General features: G+C 63.0%; 17 protein-coding genes. 16 read left to right on the top strand and 1 reads right to left on the bottom strand.

Translation table 11 applies throughout. The annotated features are described in order from the left end of the window. From NCG91_RS23115 to NCG91_RS28075, 8 genes are all read left to right on the top strand, one after another. Positions 1-693, top strand: a complete 693-nt coding sequence (locus tag NCG91_RS23115; protein WP_099666200.1) for an amino acid ABC transporter permease — start codon at positions 1-3, stop codon at positions 691-693. A 19-nt stretch (positions 694-712) separates the two neighbouring features. Continuing rightward, entirely contained in the window at positions 713-1438 is a 726-nt protein-coding gene (locus tag NCG91_RS23110; protein ID WP_099666201.1) for an amino acid ABC transporter ATP-binding protein, read from the top strand. Positions 1439-1469: 31 nt separating this feature from the next. Then, positions 1470-2918 (top strand): amidohydrolase family protein, encoded by a 1449-nt coding sequence (locus NCG91_RS23105; protein WP_251351351.1) that lies wholly within the window; start codon positions 1470-1472, stop codon positions 2916-2918. A 150-nt stretch (positions 2919-3068) separates the two neighbouring features. Further along, on the top strand, positions 3069-4121 hold the full coding sequence (pyrC, locus tag NCG91_RS23100) for a dihydroorotase (protein ID WP_251351350.1): 1053 nt from the start codon (positions 3069-3071) through the stop codon (positions 4119-4121). Positions 4122-4128: 7 nt separating this feature from the next. Beyond that, the gene (locus NCG91_RS23095) at positions 4129-4947 is read left to right on the top strand and encodes a DUF3025 domain-containing protein (protein ID WP_251351349.1); all 819 of its coding nucleotides are present in this window, start codon (positions 4129-4131) and stop codon (positions 4945-4947) included. A 1-nt stretch (position 4948) separates the two neighbouring features. Beyond that, the gene (locus NCG91_RS23090) at positions 4949-5938 is read left to right on the top strand and encodes a Gfo/Idh/MocA family protein (protein ID WP_251351348.1); all 990 of its coding nucleotides are present in this window, start codon (positions 4949-4951) and stop codon (positions 5936-5938) included. Between the two features lie 11 nt (positions 5939-5949). Next, complete coding sequence (locus NCG91_RS23085; protein WP_081922621.1) at positions 5950-7164, top strand: MFS transporter; 1215 nt, start codon at positions 5950-5952, stop codon at positions 7162-7164. Further along, positions 7164-7289 (top strand): hypothetical protein, encoded by a 126-nt coding sequence (locus tag NCG91_RS28075; RefSeq protein WP_255206293.1) that lies wholly within the window; start codon positions 7164-7166, stop codon positions 7287-7289. Before NCG91_RS23085 ends, NCG91_RS28075 begins: the two co-directional genes overlap by 1 nt. Positions 7290-7296: 7 nt before the next feature. Here the strand turns inward: NCG91_RS28075 and recG are convergent, their stop codons facing one another. Beyond that, positions 7297-9399 (bottom strand): ATP-dependent DNA helicase RecG, encoded by a 2103-nt coding sequence (gene recG, locus NCG91_RS23080; protein WP_251351347.1) that lies wholly within the window; start codon positions 9397-9399, stop codon positions 7297-7299. Positions 9400-9576: 177 nt separating this feature from the next. Here recG and queA point away from each other — a divergent pair, with 177 nt between their 5' ends. The 8 genes from queA to NCG91_RS23040 all read left to right on the top strand — a co-directional run bounded on the left by queA (position 9577) and on the right by NCG91_RS23040 (position 17601). Then, positions 9577-10632, top strand: coding sequence for a tRNA preQ1(34) S-adenosylmethionine ribosyltransferase-isomerase QueA (gene queA / locus NCG91_RS23075; RefSeq protein WP_251351346.1), 1056 nt, complete (start codon positions 9577-9579; stop codon positions 10630-10632). Between the two features lies 1 nt (position 10633). Next, positions 10634-11773, top strand: coding sequence for a tRNA guanosine(34) transglycosylase Tgt (gene tgt, locus NCG91_RS23070; protein WP_035822848.1), 1140 nt, complete (start codon positions 10634-10636; stop codon positions 11771-11773). A 196-nt stretch (positions 11774-11969) separates the two neighbouring features. Then, the gene (gene yajC / locus NCG91_RS23065; protein WP_077408845.1) at positions 11970-12302 is read left to right on the top strand and encodes a preprotein translocase subunit YajC; all 333 of its coding nucleotides are present in this window, start codon (positions 11970-11972) and stop codon (positions 12300-12302) included. A 97-nt stretch (positions 12303-12399) separates the two neighbouring features. Continuing rightward, positions 12400-14265, top strand: coding sequence for a protein translocase subunit SecD (gene secD, locus NCG91_RS23060; protein WP_251351345.1), 1866 nt, complete (start codon positions 12400-12402; stop codon positions 14263-14265). A 90-nt stretch (positions 14266-14355) separates the two neighbouring features. Further along, positions 14356-15378 carry a protein translocase subunit SecF gene (secF, locus tag NCG91_RS23055; RefSeq protein ID WP_099666210.1) on the top strand — a complete coding sequence of 341 codons (1023 nt, stop codon included), beginning with the start codon at positions 14356-14358 and terminating at the stop codon, positions 15376-15378. A 74-nt stretch (positions 15379-15452) separates the two neighbouring features. Continuing rightward, on the top strand, positions 15453-16202 hold the full coding sequence (locus NCG91_RS23050) for a hypothetical protein (protein ID WP_251351344.1): 750 nt from the start codon (positions 15453-15455) through the stop codon (positions 16200-16202). Next, positions 16199-16900 (top strand): helix-turn-helix transcriptional regulator, encoded by a 702-nt coding sequence (locus NCG91_RS23045; RefSeq protein ID WP_251351343.1) that lies wholly within the window; start codon positions 16199-16201, stop codon positions 16898-16900. The genes NCG91_RS23050 and NCG91_RS23045 overlap by 4 nt, the downstream gene beginning before the upstream one ends. 74 nt (positions 16901-16974) lie before the next feature. Next, the gene (locus NCG91_RS23040; protein WP_251351342.1) at positions 16975-17601 is read left to right on the top strand and encodes a glutathione S-transferase family protein; all 627 of its coding nucleotides are present in this window, start codon (positions 16975-16977) and stop codon (positions 17599-17601) included. Positions 17602-17669 lie beyond the last annotated feature (68 nt).

Genomic DNA, 17669 nt, shown 5'->3' with positions numbered 1-17669 from the left:
ATGTTCGGTAATTTCGACTTCGATGTCATCTCCCGCTCGTGGGTCTACCTGTTCCAGACCGGCATGGTCTTCACCCTGAAACTGACGGCGCTGGCCATGGTCGGCGGCATCGTGCTGGGCACCCTGCTGGCGCTGATGCGGCTGTCCGGTAACCGCATCGTTTCGGGGGTGGCATCGAGCTACGTCAATCTGATACGCTCGATCCCGCTGGTGCTGGTGATCTTCTGGTTCTACTTCCTGGTGCCGTATATCGCCGCCTGGGTCATCGGCGCGAACGAACCCGTGAAAGTGGGCGCGTTTCCTTCCGCGCTGATCACCTTCATCATGTTCGAGGCAGCCTACTATTGCGAGATCATGCGCAGCGGCATACAGTCGATTCCGCGTGGCCAGGTGTGGGCCGGCCAGGCGCTGGGCATGAATTACCGGCAAACCATGGGCAGCATCGTGCTGCCGCAAGCGTTCCGCAACATGATCCCCGTGCTGCTGACGCAGACCATCGTGCTGTTCCAGGACGTGTCGCTCGTGTACGTGCTGTCGATTCCCGATTTTGTCGGCGCCGCCTCGAAGATCGCCCAGCGCGACGGCCGCCTGGTGGAGATGTACGTGTTTGTCGCCGTCGTGTATTTCGTGCTGTGCTATGCCTTGTCGTTCCTGGTAAAACGCCTGCAGAAACGCGTCGCCATCATTCGCTAACCGAAAAAGAAAGAACAAGATGATTGAACTCAATAACGTCAGCAAATGGTATGGCCAGTTCCAGGTACTCACCGACTGCACCACCAATGTCGCCAAGGGCGACGTGATGGTCATTTGCGGCCCTTCCGGGTCCGGCAAGTCGACCCTGATCAAGACCGTCAACGGCCTTGAGCCGATCCAGCAGGGACAGATCATCGTCGACGGCATCAGCGTCAACGATCCGAAAACGAATCTGTCGAAACTGCGCGCGCGCATCGGCATGGTGTTCCAGAATTTCGAGCTGTTTCCGCATTTGTCGATCCGCGAAAACCTCACCATCGGCCAGATCAAGGTGCTGGGCCGCAGCGCCGACGAAGCCAATGCCAAGGGCTTGAAATACCTGGACCGCGTGGGCCTGCTGTCGCAGCAGGATAAATTCCCGGGCCAGCTGTCGGGCGGCCAGCAGCAGCGCGTGGCGATCGCCCGTGCGCTGTCGATGGATCCGATCGCCATGCTGTTCGACGAACCCACGTCGGCGCTCGATCCGGAAATGATCAACGAAGTGCTCGACGTGATGGTGGGCCTGGCGCAGGAAGGCATGACGATGATGGTCGTCACGCACGAAATGGGCTTTGCCAAGCGTGTGGCCAACCGCATCGTCTTCATGGATCAGGGCAAGATCATCGAAGATTGCAGCAAGGATGACTTCTTCAACACGACACGCTCGGACCGGGCGCGCGATTTCCTCGCCAAGATCATCCATTAATTTTTTTTGAAGTTGAGTACGAATGCCTGTCATGAAACAAATAGCCGGCGCCATGCTGGCGCTGGGCCTGCTCGCCCATGCCCACGCGGCCGACAAGATCGCCGTTGACATCGCCCTGCGCGACGCCACCCTGATCGACGTTGCCGGCGGTCGCGCCGTCAACGGCAAGACCGTGCTGCTCAAGGGCGACAGCATCGTCGCCGTCGTCGACGACGCGCAGTTGCGCAGCTACGCGCCGAAGCAGACCATCCGCCTGCCCGGCAAATACCTGATGCCGGGCCTGTGGGACACGCACGTGCACTTTGGCGGTGGCCCCGAGCTGATCGACGAGAACAAGCAGTTGCTGCCCCTGTACCTGGCGCACGGCATCACCACGGTGCGCGACTGCTCGGGCGACTTGCCCGACACGGTGCTGGCATGGCGCCGGCAGATCAACGCAGGCCAGTTGCAAGGGCCGACCATCTTCACGTCGGGCGCCAAGCTGGAAGGCATCAAGCCGCTGTGGAAGGGCACCATCGAAGTGGGCACACCGCAGGAAGTCACGCGCGCGCTCGACGGCCTGCAGGCGCAGCAAGTGGACTTCGTGAAGATCACGGAAAACACGCTGAAGCCTGAGCTGTACCTGGAAGCGCTACGCCAGGCGCGCGAACGGGGCATGCGCACCTCGGGCCATATCCCTGTGCAGCTCACACTGGAGCAGATGGCCGATGCGGGCCTGGGCACGATCGAACATCAATCGTATTTGCTGCGCGCCACCACGCCGCGCGAGCAGGAGCTGACGGACAAGGTGGCCGCCGGCGCGATGACGGGCAAGGAGGCCATGCACGCAAGCGTGCAAAGCTACGACGAACCGACGGCGCGCAAGGCCTTCAGTTATCTGGCCGCGCGCGGCACGGCCATCGTGCCTACCCTGTGGGGTTCGCGCGTGACGGCTTACCTGGACCGCGAAGATCACACGCACGATCCGGCCCTGCAATACATCGGCAAGGGCTTGCGCGCCACCTACGACTGGCGCGTGCAGCGCGCCGCCAAGGATGGCCCGGAAGCGATCGCCCTGCGTCACGCGCAGTTCGAGCAATCGGCAAAGCTGCTGCCGATTTTGCAGCAGCAGGGCATGAGCATCATCGCGGGCACGGATGCGGGCTTTTTGAATTCCTTCGACTACCCGGGCCAGGCCTTGCACGATGAAATCGGCCTGTACGTGCAGTATGGCTTGACGCCGCAGCAAGCCTTGCAGGCGGCCGTCATCAACGGTCCCCGCTTCCTGGGCAAGCTGGATCGCTATGGCAGCGTGGCGGCAGGCAAGGCGGCCGACCTGCTGGTTCTCGACGCGAATCCGCTGCAGGACATCGGTGCCACGCGCCAGATCCGCCTGGTGGTCAGTCGTGGTCGGGTGTACGACCGCGCCGCGCTGGACCGGATGCTGGCCGATATCCGCGCCTGGGTGGCGAAGCAGGAAGAGCCGCAGGCCAAATCCTGATTCGCGTGTACTCTTGATATTGAAAACGGCCGGCGCATACCGGCCGTTTTGTCGTCCGGGAGGCCGCGCATTCAGGTGATCCTGGCCGGCGGGTCGGCCCGTGGCTGGTAAAATGGCGCTATCCGCAATGACCGCCTGAGAGCAGCCGCCATGTCCACACTCGATCACACCCCCGCTTCCATCACCATCACCCGTCCGGATGACTGGCATTTGCACCTGCGCGACGGCGCCGTCATGGCCAGCGTGCTGCCGCACAGCGCGCGCCAGTTCGGCCGTGCCATCGTCATGCCGAACCTGAAGCCGCCCGTCACCACCACGGCCGATGCCGCCGCTTATCGCGAGCGCATCCTGGCCGCCGTGCCGCAAGGCGTGAACTTCGATCCGCTGATGGTGCTGTACCTGACGAACAACACCTCGCCCGACGAAATCCGCCGCGCGCAGGATAGCGGCATCGTGCAGGCCGTCAAATTGTATCCGGCCGGCGCCACGACGAATTCCGACCTGGGCGTGACGGATTTGAAAAATTGCTACAAGGTGCTCGAAGTGATGCAGGAAGTGGGCATGCCCTTCCTCGTGCACGGCGAAGTGACGGATCCGGAAATCGATATTTTCGACCGCGAAGCCGTCTTCATCAAGCGCGTGATGCGCCCGCTGCGCAGCGCCTTCCCGGCCCTGTCCGTCGTGTTCGAACACATCACCACCAAGGATGCGGCGCAGTATGTGGCCGAAGCGGAAGGCCCCATCGCCGCCACCATCACTGCGCACCATCTGCTGTACAACCGCAACGAGATTTTCAAGGGCGGCATCCGCCCGCATTACTACTGCCTGCCCATCCTCAAGCGCGAAGAGCATCGCCTGGCGCTGATGACGGCGGCCGCCAGCGGCGACGAGCGCTTCTTCCTCGGCACGGATTCTGCACCGCACGCGCAAGGCGCCAAGGAAATGGCCTGCGGCTGCGCCGGCTGCTACACGGCCCTGCATGCGATGGAAATGTATGCGGAAGCGTTCGAACGGGCCGGCGCGCTCGACAAGCTGGAAGCGTTCGCCAGCTTCCACGGCCCCGCCTTCTACGGCGTGCCGCGCAACACGGACACCATCACCCTGAAGCGCGAAAGCTGGACCTTGCCGGCCTCGCTACCGCTGGGTGACAGCCATGTGATTCCGCTCAATGCGGGCGAGCAGATCAACTGGAAAATGGTGTAATTACTCCATGCTGCCATCGATAGACTGGACCCGCCCCTGGTTTGCCACGGTGTTGCCGGCGCGACGGCAGCTGGACTTGCAGCGCGACACGGTGATCGCCGCGCTGAACGGACGGGCGCGGGCGTTGGACTTGCGCAATCCCTCCGGCCTGCCGCTGGCTTTCGTGCCGCAAGCGGACCTGCCCGAAGGCGTCGCCTACGAGGAGTTCATCGGCGCGACGGGCGGCGTGCCCACGCGCGACAATTTGCACGATTTTTTCAACGCGCTCGTGTGGCTCACCTTCCCGCGCATCAAGCGGCAATTGAACGCGCTGCAGGCGGCGCAGATCGCCCTGTCTGGCGTGGGAAAATCGCGTGGTCCCGCACGCGACGGCGCGACGATTTTTGACGAAAATTCCGCCTTGCTGGTGCTGCGCGACAGCGATGCGGGGCGCGCGCTGGATGCGGCGTTGCGCGGGCATGAATGGCGTAGTGCGTTCATTGCGCAGCGCGACAGGTTTGACGCGGGCGGCGACGCCGAGGTCTGGCTGTTCGGCCACGCGCTGATGGAGAAACTGGTGGCGCCGCGCAAGGCCATCACGGCGCATACGCGCGTGATCTTTGCCGGCGATGCCTACTTTGCGCTCGATGATGCGGCACGCCGCGCCTGGCTCGACGAGCGGGTGGCGCAGGATCTGGCGCAGCAAGGCCTCACCACGGCGGACTTCACGCCGCTGCCCGTGCTCGGTTTGCCCGGCTGGTGCGCGGGCCAGGACGACGATTTTTACAATGACGCGGCGGTGTTCCGCCCGAAGCGCAAGGTGGCTGGCGCAGAAAGAGAGCAATAGCATGGAAAATACCGTCCGCTGGGGCATCCTCGGCACCGGCAAGATCGCCCGCGCGATGGCCAATGGCTTGCGTGATGCACCCGGTGCGCAACTGGTGGCGGTAGCTTCGCGCAGTGCTGCCGGCGCGCAGGCCTTCGGCACCGAATTCCGCATCGAGCGTTGCCACGGTTCCTACCAGGCGCTGGCCATGGATCCGGATGTGGATGTGATCTATATCGCCACGCCGCACACCCTGCATGCTGAAAATGCCATGCTGTGCCTGGCCGCCGGCAAGCACGTCGTGTGCGAAAAACCGTTCACCATGAATGCGCGCGAAGCGCAGGCCGTGGTCGATATGGCACGCGACAAAAAACTGTTTTTGATGGAAGCCATGTGGAGCCGTTTCCTGCCCGCCGTGCAGGAAGCGCAGCGCATCATCGCCAGCGGCGAAATCGGTGTGCTGCAGCAGGTGCAGGCCGACATCGGCTTTGTCGCCAATTTCCCGCCCGAGCACCGCATGTTCAATCCCGAACTCGGCGGCGGCGCGCTGCTCGACGTGGGCATTTATCCGCTGTCGATGGCGGCCTTCTTCCTCGGCCCCGTATCGCAGGTACAGGCGCTGGCCGAGATGGGCGCCACAGGCGTCGATGAGCAGGTCGTGTTCTCGCTGCGGCACGCGGGCGGGGGCACCTCGTCCTGTGCCTGCAGCCTGCGCGCGCAGACGCCGACGGAAATGACCATTTCCGGCTGCCTGGGCCGGATTCGGCTGCCCAACCGTTTTTACAAACCCGACCACCTGATCGTCGAAACGATGGATGGCGAGCGCCGTGTCGTCGCCGCGCCCCATCTGAGCAACGGCTATGCGCACGAAGCGATCGAAGCGATGCGCTGCATCCGCGCCGGCTTGCTGGAAAGTCCCGTCATGCCGCACGCGGACAGCGTGGCGCTGATGCACAACCTTGACACCATGCGTGGCCAGATCGGCCTCGTGTACCGAGCCGACCAGGCGTGAACAGGAATCCCATGACATTGCATTCATCCCGTCCCAGCCTGAAAACTGTCCTCATCGCCAGCGGCGTCGTGCTGACCCTGGCGATGGGCGTGCGCCATGGCCTGGGTTTCTGGATGCAGCCGATCTCGCAAGCGAATGGCTGGACGCGCGAAACGTATTCGCTGGCGCTGGCCATGCAAAACCTGATGTGGGGCGTCTTCGGCCCGTTCGCCGGCATGGCGGCCGACCGTTTCGGCACCATGCGCGTCGTCATCGTCGGCGCCATCAGCTACATGGCGGGCCTGGTGTGGATGGCGCTCGTGACGCAGCCCACGCTGTTCATCGTCGGTTCCGGCATCTTCATCGGCCTGGCACTGGCCTGCACTGCCTTTGGCGCCATCAGCGGCATCATCGGCCGCAGCGCGCCGCCCGAGCAGCGCTCGTGGGCCTTCGGCATCTCGTCGGCGGCCGGCTCGTTCGGCCAGTTCCTCATGATGCCGGTCGAGCAGCAACTGATTTCCGCCGTGGGCTGGCAAAACGCCTTTTATGTGCTGGCCGCGCTGGTACTGCTGGCCATGATCCCGATGGCCTTCTACTTGCGCGAGCCGCCCGTGTCGCACGCCAGCGGCCCGCAGCAAAGCGTGGGCGCCGCCTTCAGCGAAGCCATCGCCAGCCGTTCGTTCTGGCTGCTGCTGGCAGGGTATTTCGTGTGCGGCTTCCAGCTGGTGTTCATCGGCGTGCACTTGCCGGCCTACCTGAAGGACCAGGGCCTGATGAATCCGAATATCGCCGTCACGGCACTGGCGCTGATCGGCCTGTTCAACATCGTCGGCTCCTACTATGCGGGCAAACTCGGTGGCAAGATCGCCAAGCGCTACCTGCTGTCGGCCATCTACGTGACCCGCGCCGTGGTCATCACCGTGTTCCTGCTGGCGCCTTTGTCGGCGTGGTCCGTGTATCTGTTCGCCGCCGGCATGGGCGTGCTGTGGCTGTCGACCGTGCCGCTGACGAACGGCATCATCGCCGGGATTTTCGGCGTGAAGCATCTGTCGATGCTGGCGGGGATGGTGTTCTTCTCGCACCAGGTGGGCAGTTTCCTTGGCGCGTGGCTGGGCGGCTATCTGTACGAGCACCAGGGCAGTTACCACATCGTGTGGATGATCACCATCGGCCTGGGCCTGCTGGCCGCGCTGATCAACCTGCCCATCGACGAGCGCGCCGTCAAGCGCGTGGCGGTGGCCGCGTAATGGCCAGCTGGCGCACCTGGCTATGGCGCCTGGCTGGCGCCGCGCTGCTGGCTCTCGTCTTCCTGGCCTATCTGCGTCCCGATTTCATGCTGGACCTGGCGAACCGCTTCTGGATGTGCATGTAGGGCGCTCCTAGACTTTCAGGAATTCCTCTTTGCCGCCCAGCCAGCGCGCCAGGTGCGCTTCCACGGTGGCCGCGGCGGCCGTAGTGGTAGCGTGCAGCAGGTCGTGCGCCACGTCGCGCGCCTGATCTACTAACCATTGATCCGTTTCCAGGTCGGCGAAGCGCAGCATGGCCTGGCCGGACTGGCGCGCGCCAAGAAATTCGCCGGGGCCGCGGATTTCCAGGTCGCGGCGGGCGATTTCAAAACCGTCCGTCGTTTCGCGCATGGTCATCAAACGCTGGCGCGCCACGCCGCCCAAGGGGCCCTGATACAGCAGCAGGCAGACGCTGGCCGCCGATCCTCGCCCCACGCGGCCGCGCAGCTGGTGCAGCTGCGACAATCCAAAACGCTCGGCGTGCTCGATCACCATCAGCGAGGCGTTCGGCACGTCGACGCCCACTTCGATGACGGTGGTGGCCACCAGCACGTGGATATGCCCGGCGATGAAGGCGTCCATCACTTCCTGCTTTTCCGCCGGCTTCAGGCGGCCGTGCACGAGGCCCACCTGCAGCGCGGGCAGGGCTTCGGCCAGCATCATGTAGGTGTCGGTGGCCGTCTGCAGCTGCAGCGCTTCCGATTCCTCGATCAACGGGCAGACCCAGTACACCTGCCGGCCTTCCAGCGCGGCCGCATACACGCGGGCGATGACTTCGTCGCGGCGGTTCTGGTCGATGGCGCGCGTGACGATGGGACTGCGGCCCGGTGGCAGCTCGTCGATCACCGACACTTCCAGGTCGGCGTAATACGTCATGGCCAGGGTGCGCGGAATCGGCGTGGCCGACATCATCAGCTGGTGCGGCACGGCTGCGCTGTCGCCCTTGTTGCGCAGGGTCAGGCGCTGGCCCACGCCGAAGCGGTGCTGCTCGTCGACGATCACCAGGCCCAGTTTGGCAAACAGCACATTGTCCTGGATCAGCGCATGCGTGCCGATCACCAGCTGCGCTTCACCCGATTCGATCAGGGCCAGCGCCGCCGTCTTTTCTTTTTTCTTCAGGCTGCCCGTCAGCCAGGCCACCTTCACGCCCAGCGGCTCCATCCAGGCGGCGATCTTGCGGAAGTGCTGCTCGGCCAGTATCTCCGTGGGCGCCATCAGCGCGGCCTGGTAGCCGCTGTCGATGGCTTGCGTGGCCGACAGGGCGGCGACGACCGTCTTGCCGCTGCCAACGTCGCCCTGCAGCAGGCGCTGCATCGGGTAGGGCTGGCGCAGGTCGGCGCGGATTTCCTCGAGCACGCGCGCCTGCGCACCCGTCAGCTTGAAGGGCAGGGCGGTGCCGAAGGCGTTCGATAAAGTCCCGACGACGGGCAGCGAGGCGGCGCCTTTCGAGCGGCGCGCGCGCTGGGCGCGTTTGAGCGACAGCTGCTGCGCCAGCAGTTCATCGAACTTCATGCGCACCCAGGCCGGGTGCGAGCGGTCCATCAGCGCGCTTTCATCGATGTCCTGCGGCGGATAGTGCAGCAGGTGCACGGCGGCGCGGAACGGCGACAGCTGCATGTCGCGCAGCAGATGATCGGGCAAGGTGTCTTGCCAGTCGATGCGGCGCATGGCGTCGGCGATTTCGCGCCGCAGCACGTGCTGCGACAGGCCTTCGCCGGACGGGTACACGGGCGTCAGGGCCGTGGGCAGCGGCGCGCCTTCGTTGACCACCTTATACGTCGGGTGCACCATCTCGGCGCCGAAAAAGCCGTGTTTGAGTTCGGCGCGCGCGCGTACCCGCGTGCCTTCGGCCAGTTGTTTGACCTGGCTGCCGTAGAAATTCATGAAGCGCAGCAGCAAATTGCCCGTTTCATCGGCGATCGTCACCAGCAATTGCTTGCGCGGCTTGAAATTGACTTCGCACTTGGTGACGATGCCCTCGACTTGCCACGACTCGCCGCCGCGCAGGCAGGCGTCGCGTATCGTGTAGACCTTGGTTTCGTCCTCGTAGCGCATCGGCAGGTGCAGCACCAGGTCCATATCCGTGCGCAAGCCCAGTTTGGCCAGCCGGCTTTCCGTGCTGACCACTTTTTTGGCGGCTTTCGGCTTCGCGGCCGGCTTGGCTGCGGGAGGAAGATCGGGCTTTGGATCGGACATATGCAAGGTTTTGGTGCCGCTAGCGTAAAATAGAGGGTTGTCCGGCACACCCTGTGCGTACCGCAGTCGTAGTTGTTGCGGCGGATTATTGTAATGCCTGTATAGGCGCACAGTATAGTGCCAGATGTTCCATTGCGCACTCCTAATCATTTTTGACGTACTTTTGAAGCAAAACGCATGTATTCGCTTTCCGATTTCGATTTTAATTTGCCGCAAGAAAACATTGCGCAAACTCCGTTGGCCGAGCGCAGCGCCTCGCGCCTGTTGCATCTGGACGGCGACGCCTTGGTTGACCGCTGCTTTGCCGATATCGTCGGGCTGTTGCAGGCGGGCGACCTGCTGGTGATGAACGATACGCGCGTGCTCAAAGCGCGCTTCTTCGGCGTCAAGGAAAGCGGCGGCAAGATCGAGGCGCTCGTCGAGCGCGTGCTCGATGATCGCACCGTGCTGGCTCAGGTGCGCGCCTCGAAGTCGCCGCCGCCCGGTTGCCGCATCCGCCTGGCCGATGCCTTCGACGTGACCGTCGGCCAGCGCGCCGGCGAATTCTTTACGCTGCACTTCGACGCCGACGTGTTCGAGCTGATCGAGGCGCATGGCCGTTTGCCGTTGCCGCCCTACATCGAGCACGATGCGGACGAATTTGACGAAACGCGCTACCAGACCGTGTTCAACAAGGTGCCCGGCGCCGTGGCGGCACCGACGGCCGGCCTGCATTTCGACCAGGCCCTGCTCGACCAGCTGAAAGCGAAGGGCGTCAACTTTGCCTATGTGACCCTGCACGTGGGCGCCGGCACCTTCCAGCCCGTGCGCACGGAGGTGTTGGCCGAACACAAGATGCATACCGAGTGGTACACCATGCCGCAGGAAACCGTCGACGCCGTGCGCGCCGCCCAACTTGCCGGGCGCGACGTGGTCGCCGTCGGCACGACCAGCCTGCGCGCGCTGGAATCGGCCTCGCAAAGCGGCCAGCTGGTGGCGGGCAGCGCCGATACGGCCCTGTTCATCACGCCCGGCTATGCATTTAAAACGGTAACGCGCCTGATCACCAACTTCCATTTGCCGAAGTCGACCCTGCTGATGCTGGTGTCGGCCTTTGCCGGCTATGAGCCGATCCGCAGCGCCTACGCGCATGCGATCGCGCAGAATTACCGTTTCTTCAGCTATGGCGACGCGATGCTGCTCACCACGCAATCGCGCGCTGCGCTGAACCTTGATACTCCCGTGAAAGACTGACATGCTGGAATTTAAACTACTCAAGACCGACACGAGCGGCCTGACCAAGGCACGCCGCGGCACCTTGAAACTCAACCATGGTGTCGTGCAGACGCCGATCTTCATGCCAGTGGGCACTTACGGTTCCGTGAAAGCCATGTCGCCGCTGGAACTCAACGAGATTGACGCGCAGATCATCCTGGGTAACACGTTTCACTTGTGGTTGCGTCCAGGCAACACCGTCATGGAGAAATTCGGCGGCTTGCATGGCTTCATGGGCTGGAACAAGCCGATCCTGACGGATTCGGGCGGCTTCCAGGTGTTTTCGCTGGGCGCCATGCGCAAGATCACGGAAGAGGGCGTGCATTTCAATTCGCCCATCAATGGCGATAAACTGTTCCTCTCGCCGGAAGTGTCGATGCAGGTGCAGCGCGTCTTGAATTCCGACATCGTCATGCAGTTCGACGAATGCACGCCGTACGAAATCCAGGGCCGTCCGGCCACCATCGAGGAAGCGGCCAAGTCCATGCGCATGTCCCTGCGCTGGGCGCAGCGCTCGAAGGATGAGTTCCACCGCGGCGAAAACCCGAATGCGCTGTTTGGCATCGTGCAGGGCGGCATGTTCGAAATGCTGCGCGATGAGTCGCTGGCCAAGCTGGAAGAGATCGATTTCCCCGGCATCGCCATCGGCGGCCTGTCCGTCGGCGAGCCGAAGGAAGACATGATGCGCATGCTGGCCCACGTGGGTCCGCGCTTGCCGGCCAACAAGCCGCATTATCTGATGGGCGTGGGTACGCCGGAAGACCTGGTGGCGGGCGTGTCGAACGGCATCGACATGTTCGACTGCGTCATGCCGACGCGTAACGCCCGCAATGGCTGGCTGTTTACCCGTTTTGGCGACATCAAGATCAAGAACGCCAAGTACAAGGAAGACCAGGCGCCGCTGGACGAGACCTGCAGCTGCTACGCCTGCCGCAATTTCTCGCGCGCGTACCTGCACCATTTGCACCGTTCCAAGGAAATCCTCGGTGCGCGCCTGAACACCATCCACAACCTGCATTACTACCTGGACTTGATGCGTCAGATGCGCGAGGCGCTGGACGAAGACCGTTTCCACGCGTTTACCCTGCAATTCCATGCGGAACGCGCACGCGGAACTTAAGAAAAGCTTAGCTTGAGCCCTGGCTGCGGCATGGCCGGAAGTTTTGTGTATTGGTGCTTGGACTGGGGCGATAAAGCATTGCATAATGCTTTTTTAGCCCCATTTAAAGTTGCCATGGCTGCAATTCGGGTTATGACGTATAGCCAATGCTAGAATACAGCGCTATTTTTTCAAACTGATTAGAACTGGAGTCACCGTGTTTTTCATTTCCAACGCTTATGCGCAAGCCCCAACCGAAGCCCTGGGCCTCGGCGGCAACCTGACCAGCTTCCTGCCGCTGGTATTGATGTTCGTGGTCATGTATTTCCTGATGATCCGCCCACAGCAAAAACGCGCCAAAGAACAACGAGCGATGATGGACGCGCTGGCCAAGGGTGACGAAGTCGTCACCGCCGGCGGCATGCTGGGCCGTGTTTCCAAGGTAGTGGACGCTTACGTCACCATCGAAGTGGCGGCCGGCACCGAAATCACGGTGCAAAAGAGTTCCATCACCACCTTGCTGCCTAAAGGCACCCTGAAGGCGCTGTAATTCCTCGCTGTCATTGCCTTGGCAATGATAGATCCGGGGCGGCTATCGGCCGCCCCTCGCGACGCCTCCGACGCTCAACACTGAACGCTGAATCACTATGAATCGCTATCCTGCCTGGAAATACATCATCATCGTCGTCGCCTTATTGCTGGGCGCACTCTATACGGCGCCCAACTATTTCGGTGAGTCACCGGCGCTGCAAGTAACCAGCGGCAAGTCGACCGTCAAAGTGACGGGCGAGCTGATGACGCAAGTCGAGCAAATATTGACGAAAGAGAACGTCAAGTCGGAAGGTGTCACCATGGATGGCGCCGGCAATCTCGCCTCCGTGCGCGTGCGTTTTGCCGATCCCGATACCCAGTTCAAGGCAAAACTGGTGCTGGAAAAGGATCTGAACCCCGATTCCACCGATCCCGCGTTCATCGTGACGGTCAACCTGCAAGCCAATACCCCAATGTGGATGCAAAAATTGCATGCCTTGCCCATGTTCCTGGGCCTGGATTTGCGCGGTGGCGTGCACTTCCTGATGCAGGTCGATGCGAAAGCCGTACTGAACAAGAAAGTCCAGGGCGTCCAGTCCGCCGCGCGTAGCGTGTTGCGTGACAAGAATATCCGCCATGCGGGCATCGAGCGCGTGGGCGACAGCGTGCAAATCAACTTCCGTGACGCCGAGACGCGCCTGAAGGCAAAAAATGTCCTGTCCGACCAGATGACGGAACTGGCGTTCGTCGATGCGGGCGAAGGCAGCGATTTGAAACTGAACATCACCCTGAAACCGGCGGCCCTGAAGGCAACCATCGACGAAGGCGTCAAACAGAATATCTCCACCCTGTCCAAGCGCGTCAACGAGCTGGGCGTGGCCGAGCCGCTGATCCAGCAGCAAGGTCCTGACCGCATCGTGGTGCAATTGCCTGGTGTGCAGGACGTGGCCCGCGCGAAGGCCATCATCGGCCGCACGGCGACTCTGGAAGTGCGCCTGGTCGATGAAACCATCGTGCCTGGCACCGAACTGTCGAGCGCCATCCCGTTCAACTCGGAACTGTTCACCGTCGGCAAGGGCGTCCCTGTCGTGCTGGCGAAAGACGTGATCCTGACGGGCGACTATATCTCCAGCGCCACGGCCAGCTTCGACCAGAATCAGCAAGCGGCCGTGTCGATCGACCTGAATGGCGACGGCGGACGCAAGATGCGCGAAGCGACGCGCGAGCGCGTCGGCAAGCGCATGGCCATCGTGCTGTTTGAAAAAGGCAAGCCGGAAGTGCTGTCGGTTGCGACCATCCAGCAGGAACTCGGTTCGCGCTTCCAGATCACCGGCATGGGCGGCGCGGAAAACGCGAATGAACTGGCGCTGCTGTTGCGCTCGGGCGCTCTGTCCGCACCGATGACCGTCATCGAAGAACGCACGATCGGACCGCAGCTGGGCGCGGAAAACATCGCCAAGGGCTTCCACTCGACCCTGTACGGCTTCATTGCCATCGCCATCTTCATGATCGCCTACTACATGCTGTTCGGCGCCTTCAGCGTACTGGCCTTGGCCACCAACCTGCTGCTGCTGGTCGGCTTGCTGTCGATGATACAGGTGACGCTGACCTTGCCAGGTATCGCCGCTATCGCGCTGGCGCTGGGCATGGCGATTGACGCCAACGTGCTGATCAATGAACGTATCCGCGAAGAGCTGCGCGCCGGCAATACGCCGCAAGCGGCGATCGCCGCCGGCTTCGACCGCGCCTGGGCCACGATTCTCGATTCGAACGTGACCACCCTGATCGTCGGCCTGGCGCTGCTGGCCTTCGGCAGCGGCCCGGTGCGCGGCTTTGCCGTCGTACATTGCCTGGGGATCCTGACCTCGATGTTCTCCTCCGTTTTCGTCTCGCGCGGCGTGGTCAACCTCTGGTATGGCCGCAAGAAAAAGCTGACGACCTTGTCGATCGGCACGGTCTGGGTACCGGGCACCAGCAAATAAGCCAGGGCTCCGACTTACCGAATAGCGTCAACAGCGATAGCGTCCGGCAGCCCAGCCGCCGGACGCACAGAACAGAACTCAGAGGATTTCATGGAATTTTTCCGGATCAAAAAAGATATTCCCTTCATGCGCCATGCGTTGATTTTCAACGTCATTTCGGCCGTGACCTTCATTGCCGCCGTCTTCTTCTTGTTCCACAAGGGCTTGCACCTGTCCGTGGAATTCAAGGGCGGCACCCTGATGGAGGTCAAATACCCGAAAGCGGCCAACCTTGAAGGCATACGCGGCACCCTGATCGGCCTCGGCTATGAAGAGCCGGGCGTGACCAGCTTCGATACGGCGCGCGACGTGATGATACGCCTGCCGGTGGAAAAGGGCGTGACTGCCGCGAATACCTCGCAGCGCGTGTTTGAAACGCTGTGCAAGGCCGAGCAAGGCACGACCAAGGGTATCGATACGGTCACCGACAAGGGCGAGCACGTCATCAAGACCGCCTGCGTGGACCCTGCCGGCAACGAAGCGCTGGTGCTGCAGAAAGTCGAATTCGTCGGCCCGCAAGTGGGCGAGGAACTGACGCAGAACGGCTTGAACGCGCTGGTGATGGTTGTCGTGTTTGTGATGATCTACCTGGCCGTGCGCTTCGAATGGAAATACGCCGTGTCGGCGATTATCGCCAACTTGCATGACGTGGTCATCATCCTGGGCTTCTTTGCCTTCTTCCAGTGGGAATTCTCGCTGACGGTGCTGGCGGCCATCCTGGCGGTGCTCGGTTATTCCGTCAACGAATCGGTGGTGATCTTTGACCGTATCCGCGAAAACTTCCGCAAGCAGCGCAAGGCTTCCGTGCATGAAGTGATCGACAACGCGATCACCAGCACCATTTCGCGTACCATCATCACCCACGGTTCCACCCAGATGATGGTGCTGTCGATGCTGGTCTTCGGCGGCCAGACCCTGCACCACTTCGCGCTGGCGCTGACCATCGGTATCTGCTTCGGTATTTACTCCTCCGTGTTCGTCGCGGCCTCGATCGCCATGTGGCTGGGCGTCAAGCGCGAAGACTTGATCAAGCCGGTCAAGGAAAAAGACGAAACCGACGGCGCCGTGGTGTAAGCGCAGGGTTTTTTGCAGGTCGAATGAAGAACGATCACCGTTTGCGGTGGTCGTTTTTTTTATGGCGGATGACGATGAAGCGTTTTTTATGGGTAGGTTTGATGGCGGGCATGACGGCGCTGGCCGGCGCCGCCGATTTCAGCCGCACTGGCAGTGATAGCATCGCCATGCGCGGCCCGATCGCCGCGGGCGACGTGGCCAAGCTGCAAGGGTTGGCAGCGCCAGGCACCACGCTGTTGCGCGTCAATAGCGATGCAGGCGACCCGCAGGCGGCCATGCAACTGGGCCGCTATCTGCGCCAGCAGCAATGGCGTATCGCCATCGACACCGTCTGCGCGGGCAGCTGCGCCCTGTACGTCTTCCCGGCCGCGCGCCATATGCACATCCCCGCCGGCGCCGTGCTGGCGCTGCAGGAATCGGCGTTCCTGCGCGCGCAGGCCGGCCCGGAGCGCATGCGCCGCAGCCTGATCGAGGCGGGCGTGCCTGCCGATGCGCTTGACCGTGAAACGGCGGCGCTGGCGGCCCAATTGGCAGAGACGGCAGCGCTGGAAACGGCGTTTGCCGCGGAGCTGGGCATTGCGCCCGCCTTTTACCGCGATTTTCGGCAAGTGGCAGCGCAGGCCGAGAGCGTGCGCCAGCGCTTTCCCGACCAGGAGGCGGCCGTCTACTGGTGGCCAGCCGCCGCCCGGCTGCAGCGCTGCTACGGCATCGCCGGCGTGCAAGAGGGGACGCGCGCGGCGCGCCTGGCGTCCGACGGCTATCTGTACGTGCCGGCCCTGTCGGCCCTGGTCATGGGCGACCAGGTTTTGCAGGCCTGTCCATGAGCCGCAGCGGCCGCCTGTTCCTGCTGATGGACGCCATGCGCGCCAGGCGCGTGCCCGTCACGGCGGCCCAGCTGGCGCAGCAGCTGGGCGTTTCCGAGCGCACGATTTATCGCGATATCCAGACCCTGGCCGAATTGGGCGCCCCCCTGCAGGGCGAGGCCGGCATCGGTTATGTGCTGCGTCGTGGCGCCTTCTTGCCGCCGCTGATGTTTGGCGCCGATGAACTGGAAGCGCTGGTGCTGGGCGCGCGCTGGGTGCGCCGGCAGGGCGATGCCGGCCTGGCGCAGGCGGCCAGCAATGCCCTGGCCAAGATCGCGGCCGCCTCGCCGCGCGACTTGCGCGACAGCATGGCCGAGACCAGCTTGTGGGTGCCGCTGGGGCGCCCCGCCGATGGCACGCAGCCGGCCGACCGCTACGTGCAGCCCGTGCGCGAGGCCATCCGCTACGAACAGAAGCTCACCCTGGGCTACCAGGATGAGCATGGCAGCGCCACCTCGCGCACGGTGTGGCCGTTTGCCCTGGCGTTTTTCGAAGGCAAGCGCCTGCTGGCCGCGTGGTGCGAGCTGCGCGGCGATTACCGGCATTTCCGCATCGACCGCATCGCCAGCGTGCAGCAGCATGACGAACGCTATCCCACGCGGCGCCATGTGCTGCTGGATGCCTGGCGCAAGGCGCATGATATCGATCCTGAATCCTGATTTGCGCTCCTGACAAAAACTGTCAGTGCCTGGGCCTACGATGGTGGCTTCTTCACTCACCGGAGCCATCCATCATGCGCCTGTACCACCACCCCATGTCCTCGAATGCCCGCCGTGCCTTGATGACGGCGATCCACCTCGGCTTGCCTCTGGAACTGGCGGAAGTCGACCTGATGAATGCGGACGACCGCCGCCGCCTCGCCGAGCTGAACCCGAACGGCAAGGTGCCCGTGCTGGCCGATGGCGCTTTCCTGCTGTGGGAATCGTGCGCCATCATGCAATACCTGGCCGAGCAGGTGCCGGGCCAGACGATTTATCCGCAGGCGCCGCAAGCTCGCGCCGACGTCAACCGCTGGCTGTTCTGGGCCGCGCAGCACTTCGCGCCCGCCATCAGCGTGCTGGCCTGGGAACGCGCCTGGAAGGGCATGACGGGCAATGGTCCGGCGGATCCGCTGGAAGAGGCGCGCGGCGAGCGCGATCTGCATGAGTGCGCCGTGGTGCTGGACGCGCATCTGGCGGGACGCGGCTGGCTCAGCGGAGAAGAGGTGACCCTGGCCGATTTCGCCGTGGCCGCGCCGCTGATGTACAGCGAGGCCGTGCGGCTGCCGCTGGCGCAGTACCAGCATATCCAGGCGTGGTTTGCCCGCGTGCGGCAGCTGCGCGCCTGGCAGGAAACAGACGTGCAGCTATTGCCGGGATAATCTGCGCGCTAAGTGTGCCAGCGCACGGAGCTGGCGCGGCGCACAGCATAAGATAGGGCTGTCTCTTT

Origin of the sequence: Janthinobacterium kumbetense, assembly GCF_023703445.1 — a bacterium.
Taxonomy (GTDB): domain Bacteria; phylum Pseudomonadota; class Gammaproteobacteria; order Burkholderiales; family Burkholderiaceae_D; genus Janthinobacterium; species Janthinobacterium kumbetense.
The sequence above is the reverse complement of the archived record's forward strand: the minus strand, read 5'-3'. Positions and strand labels throughout refer to the sequence as shown.